We start from the raw sequence: 14,637 nt of genomic DNA, 5'->3' as shown, positions 1-14,637 counted from the left end.
AAATATACATAGGTGAAGATCGCAAAATGCATCACAACCCTATCCTCTACGCTGCATAGCACATAGTTCAAATGCTACATCTCGACGCCCCAGAAGCCGCCTACCAAAGGGGATGTTTCTGGGGCATCGAGTCAAAATGATCGGAGCGCCGTAAGCTCCTTCCCCAGTGACGTTAGGAATGACCATCAACGGGATGTGAACGCAAAAAGATTCTTCCATCGCCTGCAAACACTCCAGCAACCAGCTAAACATGGATAATGGATAGTAGTACCTTGCCGGTCGCATTCGCCTGGCAGCCGTGTCGCCATGCATAATTGATAGATAGGTACCGTTCTCCAGATGGCTGGGCAGCACGTTCCTTGGAGGCCCCAGCAAAATTGCATCAGGAGGTCGACAGATACCCATGAGCAGAAATAGAATCGCAGAAACCGGCCAATGTGAATTCTGGATCATTTTTAGCGGTTTGCTCCGCTCAAATATTTCACAATTACTCTTCCTCACCGATTGTGAAAAAATGGAAGCGAAAGCTTAATATCGAGCCTATTAAATGGAGCATAATTAGTGGCTAATAAACCTTCCAAGAAAGGACTCAAAAAAAATAAGAAAAGGTCTATAGACCCTAAAATCTACATAGCAGGTCATAACTCCGACCCAGTAGACAAAATACTGAGTTTGCTGGGAGAACTCGACGCCGAAAATAATGCAGAGCTAATACACCAGCTAGCATCAAATAAATTTTTGCCTCGGGCATTAGTGCCCATATATCACAAAAAAAACTATTACAACACTTACAGCACAAGCAAACATTTAAGCAAAAGAAACGGGATCTATTGGATCACAGGATTATTGATACATTCCGCCAACATATTAAAGTCATTTATAGCATTACGCGACACATATAACACTTCACTACTTTCAAGCGACTACACACATGCCGAACAGAGTTTAAATGAATTAGATTCGCTATGTCTAAGCTGGTGGGGAATGGAAAATCGAATCCACTTAAAAAAAGAAATAAAAAAAGGGGACACCAAAGAGCTAATTAAATCATACGAAGCGTACTTCCCAAATACCGATGTAAAAAACAAGCTCGGGGACTTATTACTTCTTTCCGAAAGCAACTCCATTGATTTTTTTGCCCTTAGCATTCAGGAAAGATTATCAGAGTATCGAAACTCTGGGTCTGATCAAGCTATTGGACATGCCAACTGCGTATCTCTTTTGACTCTTCCTATTTGTTATGATCACGAGAGAAACCCTGACCTCGCAAATATATACCACTATCGAAATGAATCAATAATTGATCAATATGTCCTTTTTAAAAGTGCCATATTAGAAATTTATGCGGCAGGGAATAGCATACCCCCTAGATTACTACCAATGGTGTTAAAGCTAGCAAACACCATAAACGATGAAGAAATACTATGTGTACTTGGTGAAAGTACCACCCCCAGCACTTTCGTAAATTCAGTAGTCGATTGCTATACTAAAGGAAATTACGAATCTGTTGTACAATCTATCAAAAATGCGCTCAACAATAAGCAAACAGAGATTTTCGGACTAATCGAATTATATGCACGAGCATGCAAATATTCAAATTCTGAATTTAGTAACTCTTTATTTGACAGCGCAGCAAGCGCCCTTTCAGATATAGTATCATTAGATGTATCGAGCCGTGAAAAAATAGAATACCTCAACAAGCTTCGGCTGAAATTCAGAAATGAAAACTGGGGCAAGTCATTAAGCTTTCATTTGCTTTCAATATTACAGGAAGTCAACGAGCCAAAAATAATTGAGCTTACTCGTTGTGCGACCAAGGGCATGCTTAAAATCAACACACCCAAAGCGACGTTTCGTGACTTCACTTTAAAAATAGAAGACATCCTTGACGTAAATGAAATCCCGCTACACAGAGCAATAAGATATAACTTAAAACCTCAACAGATTGACTCGGTTGAACGGGAGTCCTTCCCAATACTTTCCGACTACATAAAACAAAAATCAAAAGATTATATAAATAACGAAAATTGGTCAACTCTAACAACCTTTATAATTAAAGAATATTTAAACAACAAAATCTCCTTTCTTTTTTTGCCTGTTGGAAAAGCATGCAGTGAAATCCTGGAATTGGATAATAAAGATAGCGAATCTTACATTTCTTCTATTGTCGTCTTGGACATTTACAGCCAGGAATCAAGTAGTGTTTATGACGAGCAAAAAACAGAGCTATTTGAAGAGTGGTTGGACCTCCACAACACCCACTTACCCTCTGAGATCTTTGATGGCAAGGAACTAAGCCCCACAGACATATATATGCTGAGCAATATCTGTACACCTAACCAGCTAGATAATATCGCTACTTACGAGGGTAACATCGATGTTATTTATGAGAGAGTAACGATATTAAACATCCTTATTTCCGCCACAAAGGATCCGAACGGAGAACTGGCACGAGAGAAGATACGAATTATCGAAGATTTATTTGCTGACAAATTGAGAGCAAAAATTGAGGCAGGCAAATTATTCGTTGATGTGCAAGCATTCACCACCCATAGGAAAAGCTTTTATCAGACACTCTACGAGCATGTAAAGGGAATTAGGGGAGGAGTAGCCTTAGAGGAATATGAAAATATTCAAATGACGGCAACCTCTAAAGACCTGCTCGATCTTGACAAAAAGACCGAAGGCGGCGTTTCGTTAGTCGCACCTACTAGTGAAAAAACTGACGGGCTTTCGAAGATATTATTTAATATATCTCGAGACTTCGCACTAAATGAAAACTATGGCCTGGACAAATACCTAAGCGCAGAAATCAGACATGTGGTTTTTGAGGAACAACTCAGATCTTGCTTTGATAAAACCAATCTTATTACTGTAAAAGAAAACGGCGACTATCTTCCTAACGAGTTCTGGAGAAGAAAGTACAAATTTGTTCAAAATTCAATGCTAGATAAATTGGATGATGCATTTAAAGACTTTTCTATTGCTACAGACAAAATCCTAAAAGAAGTAAACAATAGATTCCGAGTAGGGACCGACTTCAAGAAAAGTGGAGCTTATATATTTGACTTTTCCCCATATTACGCACACATCGTAAAACTATCCAAAGTCGTAGAAAAGTCGAATAATTTCGATGAATTTTTCAGAGGCCTCATTGACTTCATGTGGTCGCTGACCGACAAGTTCGCCAAGGAAGCCCAGGCACTCATAAATGATCAACTTAAGGAAAACATCCTTTTAGAGCTCAACACATTAGAGCAGAGAATAACGACTATTAAAAGCACTGTACCCATGACAGAGCTAATGCAGGAAATACGAAACGCACGCTCATATTTTTATAACTCAGTCGAAATCGTTCTAAGCTGGTTTCGCTTTGTAAACGCCGATGATGCCGACAGCTACGAAAGACTGGGAGTAGTTGTAGAAGCTGCTGTAGGTTCAGTTGACTCATTCTTTCGTCATAAAAAAGTTCAAATCATCTTTACACAAGAGCGAACAGACCTACTATTGAGCTTCAGAGAGGCGAGAGCTCTTTTCGTAGCATTGTTTACTGCGCTAGAAAACTCATTCCGTTATAACTTCGAATCAAAACCAATCACAATAACACATACGAAGAATAACGGATTTGACCTGCTGAACATCTTAAACCAAGCCGACGACGCTAAATTCCCAGAGCCAGATAATTTTGTTTCCGAACAACGAAGAAAATGGGCAGACCCAAATTCTAATCTAAGCAGAGAAGAGGGCGGAACTGGTCTATATAAAATCCATAACCTGTTACTTAATTCATCGCCAGGTTTTAATTTTGATATCTCTTACTCCAATAAAATTTTCTCAGCAAAGGTGAAGCTTAATCATGAAAATTTTGCTAGTGGAAGATAATCACTTCAAACGAGAAAAAGTTTTGGAGTTCTTAAGCCAAATATCCGAAATATCAGTTAGCGAGGCGGCCTCTTACAACAGGGGCCTTTCCAGTGCGGGAGCTGAAAAATTTGATTTGATCGTCCTAGATATGAGTATGCCAACATTTGACCGTACGGAAACAGAGAGAGGCGGTAGATTCAGAGTATTTGGAGGAAAGGAAATAGTGAGCCGGCTCGTCAAGCAGCAAAAACTATCTCCATTTGTGATTCTGACGGGCTACTCTCAATTTAGTGATGAGAAAGATAATTTGAGTTTGGCGCAAATAAATGATCTTCTCACTTTATACGGCGAATACTACAAAGGTACAATTTACTTTGACTCGGCTACTTCCGTGTGGAAACAGGATCTATCTACTGTGATTGAGAAATTAAAAAATGCTTAAAATGATCATTGTAGACGACAATAAAAAAAGAACAAAAATGATTGTCGATGAGTTAAGAAATCGCTGCCTTGAAGGGCGTATCTCGCTAACGTTATGCGAATCAGCAGACCAAGCCAGACTTGAACTGAAGTCAGAGTTTGACCTAATGATTTTAGATGTAGTACTTCCTAAAAAACTAGGTGGGACCCCACAGGCACTTAACAGTTTTAATCTTCTTAGAGACATGTATCACCCGAGCAACAAGTACTTAAAACCAAGCTTTATAATAGGTCTTACAGCAGATATAAAAGACATCGGAGATTACCGACTTGAATTTGGAGAGCGCTTTATAACAGTAACAGAGGGCTCAATGAGCTCAATTGACTGGCTTAATAAAATATTTGATGCCGTTATAGCTCTGCTAGGAGCTGAACAAAAAAAAATATCTAACAAAACAGACAAGATATTAATTACAGTCCATGGAATCAGAACGTATGGACAATGGCAAAAAGATCTAAAAGACTCAGTGCGATCTTTTTCTAGAGACTTCGATTATTTCGACATGAAATATGGATTCTTTGATCTAATTTCTTTCGCCATCCCTAAACTAAGAGATAGACGAGCAGAAAAAACCTCCAAAAGAATACTCGCTATACTTGAAAAAAATCAAGAGAAAAACATTTATATCGTAGCACATAGCTACGGAACTTACATTACATCTAAAGCACTTGAATCATATACCGGCGAGCAACAGATTAAGAAAATAATCTTTTGTGGGAGCCCTCTCCCTCACGACCATAACATTGACCATGTAGTTGAAAAATCCGAAGCGACCGTTAATGAATGCGGAACTTCAGATATAGTGTTGATCATAGCTCGAATGTTGTTACCTGGGATGGGGGACGCCGGTCGGGTTGGCTTTTCCAGAGAGGGTAGTAATAACTTTATGAATAGGTACCACATAGGAGGCCACTCACTTTATTTTGACTCAAATAAAAAGCCTACGTTCTACGATACTTATTGGACGCCGATTCTTACAACTGATGCAGATGCCGAATACTCTGATAAACGGAAAAATTATATTGGCGAAGACATAGTCGATCTTGCAATTAAATTGATATCCAAATCAAAAGCCATTATTTACTTAACCTTAATAACCTCTACAGGGTACTATCTGGTACAAAAAATCATATGATTAGACACTGTATCTTTTTTAAGTCATACCCTGTGCTCAGGCATGACACAAGGACAGTAGGTGTCACTCGGAATATGACCATATTAACATTAACTAATACGAGCACCTTGAAAAACAGCGACCCGTCTCAGCGAAGATGGGCCTGATCTACCCTAGGCTCTACACCCGCAAGGATTTACTATGCGATCAAAAACTCAACCTGTGCTGAATTTCCACCACATCAGCGCGGCACTAGGCGATACATATGCTCTATAAACTATTTTCCGCACGTAGATCCGTATTCAAGTTGAATAACCTCTCTAATTTACACTGATGCTTATTCAGGGCCATGACGCATCCATGTTGTGGCCGCGTATTTTGGGGCAGCTAATAGGAGGGTATTACCCTCATCGATTAGATGTCACGGGCTTCAAACCGCCGCTGAAAGTAACAGCTCTATCGCTTGTAACACCAACTTTTGATCACAACACACAGACGTTTAACGCAACCAAAACCAATATAAATCAACCAGACAAATAGAAAAGCCATACTTGTATCACCCGCTTTCAAGCCCCCAGCCCCATAAGTGGTACACCTCCAGCCACACGGGGATATTCATGTATCTCCGTTTCAAGTCAGAGCATGCCCCAAGCCCCACCGATTAGCTTAATAGGTAACGAAACTTCTCGTGATTTTGGCTGCAGAAGGCGTCCAACTTAATGCTAGATACCCCGGTAGACTACTGTTCGCCAATGGATTGCATTATCAGTCGATAATGCCGATGAGGATCTGGGCATTTGCTCGAACAACTCGCCGACTCTAAATAGTTGCAGGCTTTCAAAGTTAGTTGAATGGGTCAGCTGTTCACTATAAACAGCAAAATCGGGCATCGCATCGGTATTGTCAACGATGCCTCCTTTTTTCAAAATTCTTTCAATTTCAACATTGAAATTTCAGTAAGTTGGTGTGGCTGCCGCTACTGCGATCCCGCGGGTTTCATGCCCCGTGTGGAGCGAAAACTCTCAGGGTCCCCAGCGTGATTTCCTCTCATCGAAAGGCGGAGCCGGCGAAATTCGCTTGGTAGACCGGAGCGCCAAGCGCCTGCCCACAACCCAGGATGCTGACTTTAGCGTTACACGCATGGGTAGCGTTACATCGGATGTACGCTATGTTACTCAACTGTGTAACGGGCGTGAAAGCCAATGAAACCGGGCGTTTGGTGACCGGCGTTACACTCGTAACACCGGTTACACCAGTTTTGGAGGGGGGGCAGGATATGTGCTCTCATGCTGCCTTTCCAAATTGGCCCTACACCACATTGTTGCCCTCTCTTGAATCAAGATGATCAGCATGATTTCCGATCACCAGGTGGTGAGGGCATCTGATATGCAATGCCACTGGCTCGAGGTAGATTGATTACCTGACAACACGGCGGGAGAACATCATGGAAGACACCCCTTTGCTTGCGTCATTACTCAAGCGCATGAATGAAAACCAACTGGCGTTGGGGGCAGCTATCGAGGAACTGTCAAACTGGGTTGAGCAAAGAGGATCTACAGAAGTGGCACAGAACATCCGAGGGGCACTAGAAACCCTGGATGGGAATGCAGGATTCATCACCCTTGCCCTCGCCTCACTGTCGGCAGAAGGTCGGACAAAGAAGTGACTACCTGGCCGAATGGCTACACATCACCTACTACCTGGTGGTGCTTTACCTAGCGGAATACCACTACATCCGTAGGCAGAACGAAGCAGCGTGTATGCCCACATGTATGCCTAACTGACAGATACAATACAAAACCCTTTAAATACAGCGAATTACAAGACCAGTTCAAATGACTGCGTACCACCAAGTACCGATTCATAGATGTCTACAGAGTCTGTGAATCACCTCAAGAAGCCCGCCTAGTGCGGGCTTTCTTGTTTCTGGAATTCCATCCTGATCTGCCCCTTCACATTGCGCATACTCTCTGAAAGCCTCGATCAAGCACGCGGCAACCGGGTGATTACCCCGTTGCCCGTACGGCCTGCGAAAGAAGCGGTTGAATCAACTGACGGCGTTGATACGGCCGATCAGGGAACCGGCTTCAAAGTAGTCACCCGCCTGTTTGGCAATCTGAACTTCGCCCGCGCAGGGGGCCAGAATCGACGTTTCCATCTTCATCGCTTCGACCACAGCAATCACTTGCCCGGCACTGACCGATTCGCCATCGTCGACCACCCAGGTGTGCAGGTTGCCTGCTACCGGCGTCAGTACCGCGTGCGGATCAACCGCCTCGCGTGTGCTCGTGCCTTCGCTGGCGGGGCCGGCGGCGTTGAGGCTGACACCGCGCAACAGGGCCGCAGGCAGGCCCAGTTCATGGCGCTTGCCGTCGATCTCGACAAAGGTGCGCAGCACCTCAGGGTCGGCCGAGATGGCGTTACGCGGCGCGATGGTGATCTGTTCGGCGAAGTCGGTTTCGATCCAGCGGGTGTGCACGGCGAAGCGCTCAGCACCGGTGAAGTCGGCATGATCCATCACGGCCCGGTGGAAAGGCAGTACCGACGCAATGCCCTCGATGTTGAATTCAGCCAGGGCCCGGCGTGCACGCGCAATAGCCTGTTCGCGGGTGGCGCCGCTGACGATCAGTTTGGCCATCATCGAATCGAAGGTGCTGGGCACGCGTGAACCGCTGGTCACGCCGCTGTCCAGGCGCACGCCTGGGCCCGAGGGCGGCAGGAACTCGGTGATTTGCCCCGGTGTCGGCAAGAAGCCCTTGCCCGCATCTTCGGCGTTGATACGAAATTCAAAGCTATGGCCGCGTGGGGTTGGCGTCTCGCTGAATGACAACGGGAAACCGTCGGCTATGCGCAGTTGCTCGATCACCAGATCGACGCCAGTGGTTTCTTCGGTCACCGGGTGCTCGACCTGCAAGCGCGTGTTGACCTCAAGAAACGACAAGGTGCCATCCTGACTGAGCAGGAACTCCACCGTGCCGGCGCCGACGTAGCCGGCCTTGGCGCAGATATCGTGGGCCGACTGATGAATGCGCTGGCGCTGCGTGTCGCTGATAAAGGGCGCGGGCGCCTCTTCCACCAGCTTCTGGTTGCGTCGTTGCAGCGAGCAGTCACGCGTGCCGACCACCACCACCTTGCCGTGTTTGTCGCCCAGAATCTGCGCTTCAATGTGACGAGGGCGGTCGAGGAACTGCTCGACGAAACACTCACCGCGACCAAAGGCGGCTTCGGCTTCACGCACAGCCGAGGCAAACAACTCGGCAACCTCATCCAGGCGCCAGGCGACTTTCATGCCGCGCCCCCCGCCGCCGAAGGCCGCCTTGATGGCAATCGGCAGGCCATGCTGCTCGGCAAAGGCCAGCACTTGCGCGGCGCTTTCGACAGGTCCAGGTGTACCCGCAACCAGAGGTGCGCCGACCTGCTGGGCCAGTTTCCGCGCTTCGACCTTGTCCCCCAGCACGTCGATGGTCTCTGGGTTGGGGCCCACCCAGATCAAGCCCGCGGCGATCACTGCGCGAGCAAAGTCGGCCCGCTCCGACAAAAAACCATAACCTGGGTGCACGGCATCGGCGCCGCTGCGCTTGGCGATGGCCAGGAGTTTTTCGATATCCAGGTAGGTCTCTGCCGGGCGTTGGCCATTCAGCGAAAAGGCTTCGTCGGCCTGGCGCACATGCAGGGCGTCGATGTCGGCGTCGGCATACACCGCGACAGACTGCACACCGTAGTCGCGACAGGCGCGGGCGATGCGGACGGCGATTTCACCACGGTTGGCGATCAATAATTTTTTCATGGAGTTGTCTTCGCATCGGCAGTTGAAGAAGAGGCATCTGTGCTGGGTTGGATTTCGTGGAATCCGCCCAGGGGGTTGAAGCGAATCTGCGCGTTGATCGGTATCTGCCCCGCCAGGTCCAAGTGGTGTGTAGCCACTGCGGCGATCACCGGGTAACCACCGGTCAACGGATGGTCGGCCAAAAACAGCACGGGCTGGCCGCTGGCTGGAACTTGGATAGCGCCGACGGAGGTGCCTTCGCTGGGCAGTTCCTGAGGGTTGCTGCGCGTCAGCGGCGTATCACCGGCCAGGCGAATGCCCACCCGGTTGGACTGTGAGGTTACGCGCCACAGCTGGCGGGTCAGGCGCTGGATCGCGTCTTCGGTAAACCAATCAGTGCGCGGCCCCATGACCACATCAAGGGTGACGATATCGGCCGCCGTCGGCAGCTCAAAGGCCGGGGCTTCGTTCAGCGATACGCTGGTGCCCGTGGTCAGGGTGGTGAAGCCCAGACGATCACCAGCGGCAAGTGCCGCAGGGCCGACCTGGGCCAACGTGTCGGTGGACAAACTGCCGAGCACCGGCGCCACCTCGAAACCGCCACGAATGGCCAGGTAGCTGCGCAGGCCCGCCAGCGGTGCGCCCAGGCTGACACGGTCACCCACGTCCAGTTCGATGGGTTGATAGTTGCTGGCCGCCCATTGCAAGCCACTGGCACTGGTGATGGTGACCGGGGTGTGCGCCCCTGTGATCGCTATCACCGCACGGCCATGGCAAACCAAGCTCAAGCCGCCGAGTACCGACTCCACGCATGCCATGTCCGAGCGATTGCCCACTGCGCGGTTGGCGGCGCGCAGGGCGCCGAGGTCGAGCGCACCAGAACGGGATACGCCTTGACCGGTTTGGCCGGGCCGTCCCATATCCTGCAAGACGCTGTGTAACCCAGGATGGGTGATTTCCAGATAAGCACCGCCGGGGTCGGTGGGACGCGCCGCCGCAGCGGGGGTTGGTAGGCCGTTGGCCGGGAGCGGGCCTGCGTCGGTAAAGCGCACTTTATAACCAGGGCGCAGCAGGGCCGGCTCGGTGCGGTTCAGGTCCCACATCTGCAAGGGCGTGACACCAATGATCTGCCAGCCGCCGGGACTGGCTTGCGGATAGACGCCACTGAAATCCCCGGCCAGCGCCACGGCACCCGCTGGTATGCGGGTGCGAGGGGTTTGTCGGCGCGGCACCTGGAAACCGGCGCCGCCCGTAAGGTAGGCAAACCCCGGCGCGAACCCACAAAAGGCCACGCTGTAGTCATGGGCGGTGTGGCGCTGTATCACTTCATTACGGCTGATGCCGAGCAGTGTGGCGACCTCATCGAGGTCTTCGCCGTTGTAATGCACAGGGATTTCCACGCGGCGCTGTTCGCCCTCGCGGCGCTGGCTCAGGTCCCGGCCGGCGATACGATCGACCAGCGCCTGACGCTCGATGGCGCTGGGGCGAAACTGGATCAGCAGCGTCCGCGCGGCAGGCACAATTTCTTCCACGCCCGCAATAGGCTCCGCCATCAGGGCGTCGAACAAAGCCAAGGTCTCATCGAGATCGTTCAATTCGACGAGCAGGGTGTCCAGGTTGACCGGTAGAAAACGCACGGGAGACTCCTAGACGTGATAGGTGCTGTCAGGCACATCGGTAATGAACATGTGGCCAGGGGCGTGGGTGATCGCGAAGGGGACGCCCGACGCCGCCACCGCCGCCTGGGGCGTCACACCGCAGGCCCAGAACACCGGAATCTCGCCGGGCTCGATGCGCACGGCGTCGCCGAAATCGGGTCGACTCAGGTCCTGGATGCCCAGCAGCGCCGGCTCCCCGATATGCACCGGAGCGCCGTGGACCGACGGATAACGCCCGGAGATGCCACTGGCCTCGGCCACACGACCGGCCGGGATCGGGCGCATGGACACAACCATTTCACCCTGCAAACGTCCCGCCGGACGGCAAGCGCGGTTGGTCCGGTACATCGGTACGTTGCAGCCATCGGCGATATGCCGCACTTCGATGCCGGCTTCTTGCAAGGCGGTTTCAAAGGTAAAGCTGCAGCCAATCAAAAACGCCACCATATCGTCGTGCTCGGCCCAAGCCTGGGTGGCATCGCTGACTTCCTCGACCAGCTTGCCGTCCCGCCAGATGCGATACAGGGGGATGTCGGTACGCAGGTCGGCGCCTTCAGCCAGCAGTGTCCGCGGGCTGCCCGCGTCGCTGACGTCGAGAATCGGGCAGGCTTTCGGGTTGCGCTGGGCGTACAGCAGAAAGTCGTAGGCCCATTCGCGCGGCAAGGCGATCAGGTTGGCCTGGGTCATGCCCGGCGCGATACCGGCCGTGGGGGTGACCCGCCCGTCACGGTAGGTTTGACGTGCGTCCTGGGCCGCGGCGATGGCCGCCTGGCGGGCGCGGGCGAGCGCATTCATGGACGACCTCCTGCAAACGGCTGCAACGCCAAGTTGGCCTGCTCCAGCACTCGGCGCAATTCGCGAGCCATCGCTACGGCAGCAGGGCTGTCGCCGTGGACACAGATCGAGTCGGCCTGGATTCGGGTGAGCGTGCCGTCAATGGCTTCGAGGGTGCCGTCTTGCACCAGGCGCAGCATGCGTTGGGCCACGCGTTGGGGATCGTGTAGCACGGCGCCCGGCTCGCGTCGCGAAACCAGGGTGCCTTGCGGTGTATAGGCGCGGTCGGCGAAGGCCTCGGCGACACACTGCAAGCCCTCGTTACGCGCCCACTCAATCAGCTCGGAGCCGGCCAACGCCACCAGGATCAGCGTGGGATCGATGGCCCGGATGGCCGCGATCACCGCCAGCGCCTGGCGGCGGTCGTGGGCAATGGTGTTGTACAACGCGCCGTGGGGTTTCACGTAACGCACCGAGGTGCCGGCAGCCTTGGCCAGGCCTTGCAGCGCACCGATCTGGTAAATCACGTCGGCGGTCAGCTCATCGCTGGCCAGGTCCATGTTCCGGCGACCGAAACCGACCTTGTCCGGGTAGGCAACGTGGGCGCCAATGGTGACATTTTTTGCGGCGGCGGATTTCAGTGTCCGCAGGATGCCGGCGGGGTCGCCGGCGTGAAAACCACAGGCGACGTTAGCGCTGGTTACCACATCGAGCATGGCGTCGTCGTCGCCCATGCTCCAGGCGCCGAAGCTTTCGCCCAGGTCGCTGTTGATATCTATCGTTGGCATTCACGTAACTCCTTTTTCGTTATCCGGCTCAGGCAACGCTGAGGAAGGCAAAGATCGGCACAACGGACTTGATCGCCATGTACCAGGTCAGCAGGCAGGTCAGAGCGCCCAGGACCAAGAGCCAGCGCGGGTAATGGTAACCGCCCATGAGGTCGGATCGGCGCCAGCCGACGTAGATAAAGATGCTCAGGCCGATGGGCAGTATCAGACCGTTGAAGCCGCCGGCAAAGAGCAGCAGTGCGGCAGGCGCGGTGCCCAACAGGACATAGATCAGCAGCGATACTGCGATGAACACGGTGGTCGCACGGTTGCGACTCTGCTCGGTGATGTTCGGCTTGAACACGGTGATAAAGGAAATGGACGTGTAGGCGGCACCGATCACACTGGTGATGCTGGCAGCCCAGAGGATGAGGCCGAAGATGCGCAGGCCGATCTGTCCCGCTGCTGCCTGGAAGGCTTGTGCAGCCGGATTGGCGCCCTGCCCCGAGGTGTCGATGACGACGCCGCTGGCCACAACGCCAAGGATGGCGAGAAACAGGATATAGCGCATAAGGCCGGTGACCAGGATGCCGCTCAGGGCCGCTTTGGTCACAGCCTGGAGGTTTTCAACCCCGGTAGTACCGCGATCCAGCAGTTTGTGAGCACCCGCATAGGTGATGTAACCGCCGACTGTGCCTCCGACAATGGTGGTAATGGTGGCAAAGTTGATCTGGTCCGGAAGGACGGTCTGGTAGAGGGCTTCCCCCAGAGGCGGGTTGGAGGCGAAGGCCACGAACAGCGTCAAGCCAATCATCACCACGCCCAGCACGACAATCAGCCGGTCGACGGCCAGCCCGGCGCGGTGGGAGAGGAAGATGCCGATGGCCAGCAGGGCGCTCAGGCCACCGCCCCATTTCGCATCAAGCCCCATCAGCGCATTCAGACCCAGCCCGGCACCGGCAATGTTGCCGACGTTGAATACCAGCCCACCGAAGATCACCAGCACCGCCAGCAGGTAACCGCTGCCTGGAATCGCTTTGTTGGCCACGTCTGCGGCCCGCATTCGGGTCAGGGAAACGATACGCCAGACGTTAAGTTGAACCACAAAGTCGATCAGGATCGACGCCAGGATACCGAACGCAAATGCCGCCCCCATCTTGGCCGTGAACGTGGCGGTCTGGGTGATGAATCCAGGGCCGATGGCAGACGTCGCCATCATGAAAATCGCGGCGATCAACGAAGCGCGCCGCGCTTTTGTGAACGCTTGAGGGGTCTGTGTCACGGCATCATTCCTACAGTGAGAGATAGTTTGACTGAGCAATGAGCATGCCAAAAGCCAGGCAAACACCCTGACATGTAGACTCATCAAGGCGTTCTTGTTGAACAATCCATCACTGATAGTTGAGTGATAAGCACCAAATTGTTACCTCATACCGCGCAAGTGCTACTTAATGACGCATACGACTCGCTTCATCCTTGTGCCACTCACCCGCTCTGATGGAATAATGGAGCGGTTTTCTCACCTAGGATTTTTTATGAACGACGCCTCTTCCGCCCTGCCAAGATCACTGGGAGAAACCATCACCCAGGAAATTCGCAGGATGCTGGTCGAAGGCGAGCTCGTGCCCGGCCAACGCCTTTCAGAAGCCGCACTGGCCGAGAACCTGGATATTTCGCGCAACACGTTGAGAGAGGCCTTCCGGGTCCTGACGCGTGAAGGGTTGCTCAAACACGAACCCAACCGCGGCGTCACGGTGGCGGAGCCGGACATGGCGTCGATCATCGACATCTACCGGGTGCGCCGCTTCATCGAATGCAAGGCAATCGCCCAGGGCTACCCTCAGCATCCAGGCACGCTGCACATGCATGAGGCCGTCGAATTAGGCATCCGCGCGCGCGAAGCGAAAGACTGGGTCGCGGTCGGCACGGCCAACATGATGTTCCACACCTCAATCGTCGAACTGGCCGACAGCCCACGCCTGCTGGTGTTCTACGGGCAGATCTCGGCTGAATTGCGGCTGGCCTTTGGCGTGCTCAATGATCCCCAATTCTTGCACCTGCCGTTTCTCAATATGAATGCCTCGATACTTCGCTGCGTTGAGGAAGGCCGCCCAGACGAGGCGACGGTGATGCTGGATGCGTACCTGGTGCAATCGGAGCGAACTGTCCTGGCCGCGTACGAGCGCAGCATGAAGCGATAGTCGCCCACCACC

Annotated in this window: 10 protein-coding genes; 5 read left to right on the top strand and 5 right to left on the bottom strand. The window is 52.0% G+C overall.

All coding sequences use genetic code 11. From position 1 onward, the window contains the following. Positions 1 to 561 precede the first annotated feature (561 nt). The 4 genes from IQK56_RS03710 (at position 562) to IQK56_RS03695 (ending at position 7,125) form a co-directional block, all read left to right on the top strand. Positions 562 to 3,882, top strand: a complete 3,321-nt coding sequence (locus IQK56_RS03710; protein ID WP_193862144.1) for a hypothetical protein — start codon at positions 562 to 564, stop codon at positions 3,880 to 3,882. After that, positions 3,857 to 4,306 (top strand): response regulator, encoded by a 450-nt coding sequence (locus IQK56_RS03705; RefSeq protein WP_193901544.1) that lies wholly within the window; start codon positions 3,857 to 3,859, stop codon positions 4,304 to 4,306. The genes IQK56_RS03710 and IQK56_RS03705 overlap by 26 nt, the downstream gene beginning before the upstream one ends. After that, a complete protein-coding gene (locus IQK56_RS03700; RefSeq protein WP_193901542.1) occupies positions 4,299 to 5,480 on the top strand; it encodes a hypothetical protein in 1,182 nt (393 codons plus the stop codon). The genes IQK56_RS03705 and IQK56_RS03700 overlap by 8 nt, the downstream gene beginning before the upstream one ends. Positions 5,481 to 6,903: 1,423 nt before the next feature. Beyond that, entirely contained in the window at positions 6,904 to 7,125 is a 222-nt protein-coding gene (locus IQK56_RS03695; protein WP_029295764.1) for a hypothetical protein, read from the top strand. A gap of 381 nt (positions 7,126 to 7,506) precedes the next feature. On the opposite strand, the gene IQK56_RS03690 is transcribed toward IQK56_RS03695, so the two are convergent. Genes IQK56_RS03690 through IQK56_RS03670 form a run of 5 tightly spaced genes read right to left on the bottom strand, consistent with a single transcriptional unit; the run spans position 7,507 to position 13,706 of the window. Next, entirely contained in the window at positions 7,507 to 9,246 is a 1,740-nt protein-coding gene (locus tag IQK56_RS03690; protein ID WP_193864170.1) for an acetyl/propionyl/methylcrotonyl-CoA carboxylase subunit alpha, read from the bottom strand. After that, a complete protein-coding gene (locus tag IQK56_RS03685) occupies positions 9,243 to 10,862 on the bottom strand; it encodes a 5-oxoprolinase/urea amidolyase family protein (RefSeq protein WP_193864169.1) in 1,620 nt (539 codons plus the stop codon). The genes IQK56_RS03690 and IQK56_RS03685 overlap by 4 nt, the downstream gene beginning before the upstream one ends. Positions 10,863 to 10,871: 9 nt before the next feature. Beyond that, on the bottom strand, positions 10,872 to 11,678 hold the full coding sequence (locus tag IQK56_RS03680) for a putative hydro-lyase (protein WP_193864168.1): 807 nt from the start codon (positions 11,676 to 11,678) through the stop codon (positions 10,872 to 10,874). Next, a complete protein-coding gene (locus IQK56_RS03675; protein WP_122309065.1) occupies positions 11,675 to 12,445 on the bottom strand; it encodes a LamB/YcsF family protein in 771 nt (256 codons plus the stop codon). The genes IQK56_RS03680 and IQK56_RS03675 overlap by 4 nt, the downstream gene beginning before the upstream one ends. A 28-nt stretch (positions 12,446 to 12,473) precedes the next feature. Further along, on the bottom strand, positions 12,474 to 13,706 hold the full coding sequence (locus IQK56_RS03670; protein ID WP_122309063.1) for an NRAMP family divalent metal transporter: 1,233 nt from the start codon (positions 13,704 to 13,706) through the stop codon (positions 12,474 to 12,476). A 253-nt stretch (positions 13,707 to 13,959) separates the two neighbouring features. On the opposite strand from IQK56_RS03670, the gene IQK56_RS03665 reads away from it, so the two are divergent. After that, the gene (locus IQK56_RS03665) at positions 13,960 to 14,625 is read left to right on the top strand and encodes a GntR family transcriptional regulator (protein WP_122309061.1); all 666 of its coding nucleotides are present in this window, start codon (positions 13,960 to 13,962) and stop codon (positions 14,623 to 14,625) included. The last annotated feature ends 12 nt before the right edge of the window (positions 14,626 to 14,637 follow it).

It is taken from the genome of Pseudomonas cyclaminis, assembly GCF_015163715.1.
GTDB classification, from domain to species: domain Bacteria; phylum Pseudomonadota; class Gammaproteobacteria; order Pseudomonadales; family Pseudomonadaceae; genus Aquipseudomonas; species Aquipseudomonas cyclaminis.
The sequence above is the reverse complement of the archived record's forward strand: the minus strand, read 5'-3'. Positions and strand labels throughout refer to the sequence as shown.

Bases quoted from the DNA above. Each gene is read 5' to 3' on its own strand.
- IQK56_RS03705 (WP_193901544.1), top strand. From the start codon at position 3,857: ATGAAAATTTTGCTAGTGGAAGATAATCACTTCAAACGAGAAAAAGTT.
- IQK56_RS03700 (WP_193901542.1), top strand. From the start codon at position 4,299: ATGCTTAAAATGATCATTGTAGACGACAATAAAAAAAGAACAAAAATG.
- IQK56_RS03695 (WP_029295764.1), top strand. From the start codon at position 6,904: ATGGAAGACACCCCTTTGCTTGCGTCATTACTCAAGCGCATGAATGAA.
- IQK56_RS03690 (WP_193864170.1), bottom strand. From the start codon at position 9,246: ATGAAAAAATTATTGATCGCCAACCGTGGTGAAATCGCCGTCCGCATC.
- IQK56_RS03680 (WP_193864168.1), bottom strand. From the start codon at position 11,678: ATGAATGCGCTCGCCCGCGCCCGCCAGGCGGCCATCGCCGCGGCCCAG.
- IQK56_RS03675 (WP_122309065.1), bottom strand. From the start codon at position 12,445: ATGCCAACGATAGATATCAACAGCGACCTGGGCGAAAGCTTCGGCGCC.
- IQK56_RS03665 (WP_122309061.1), top strand. From the start codon at position 13,960: ATGAACGACGCCTCTTCCGCCCTGCCAAGATCACTGGGAGAAACCATC.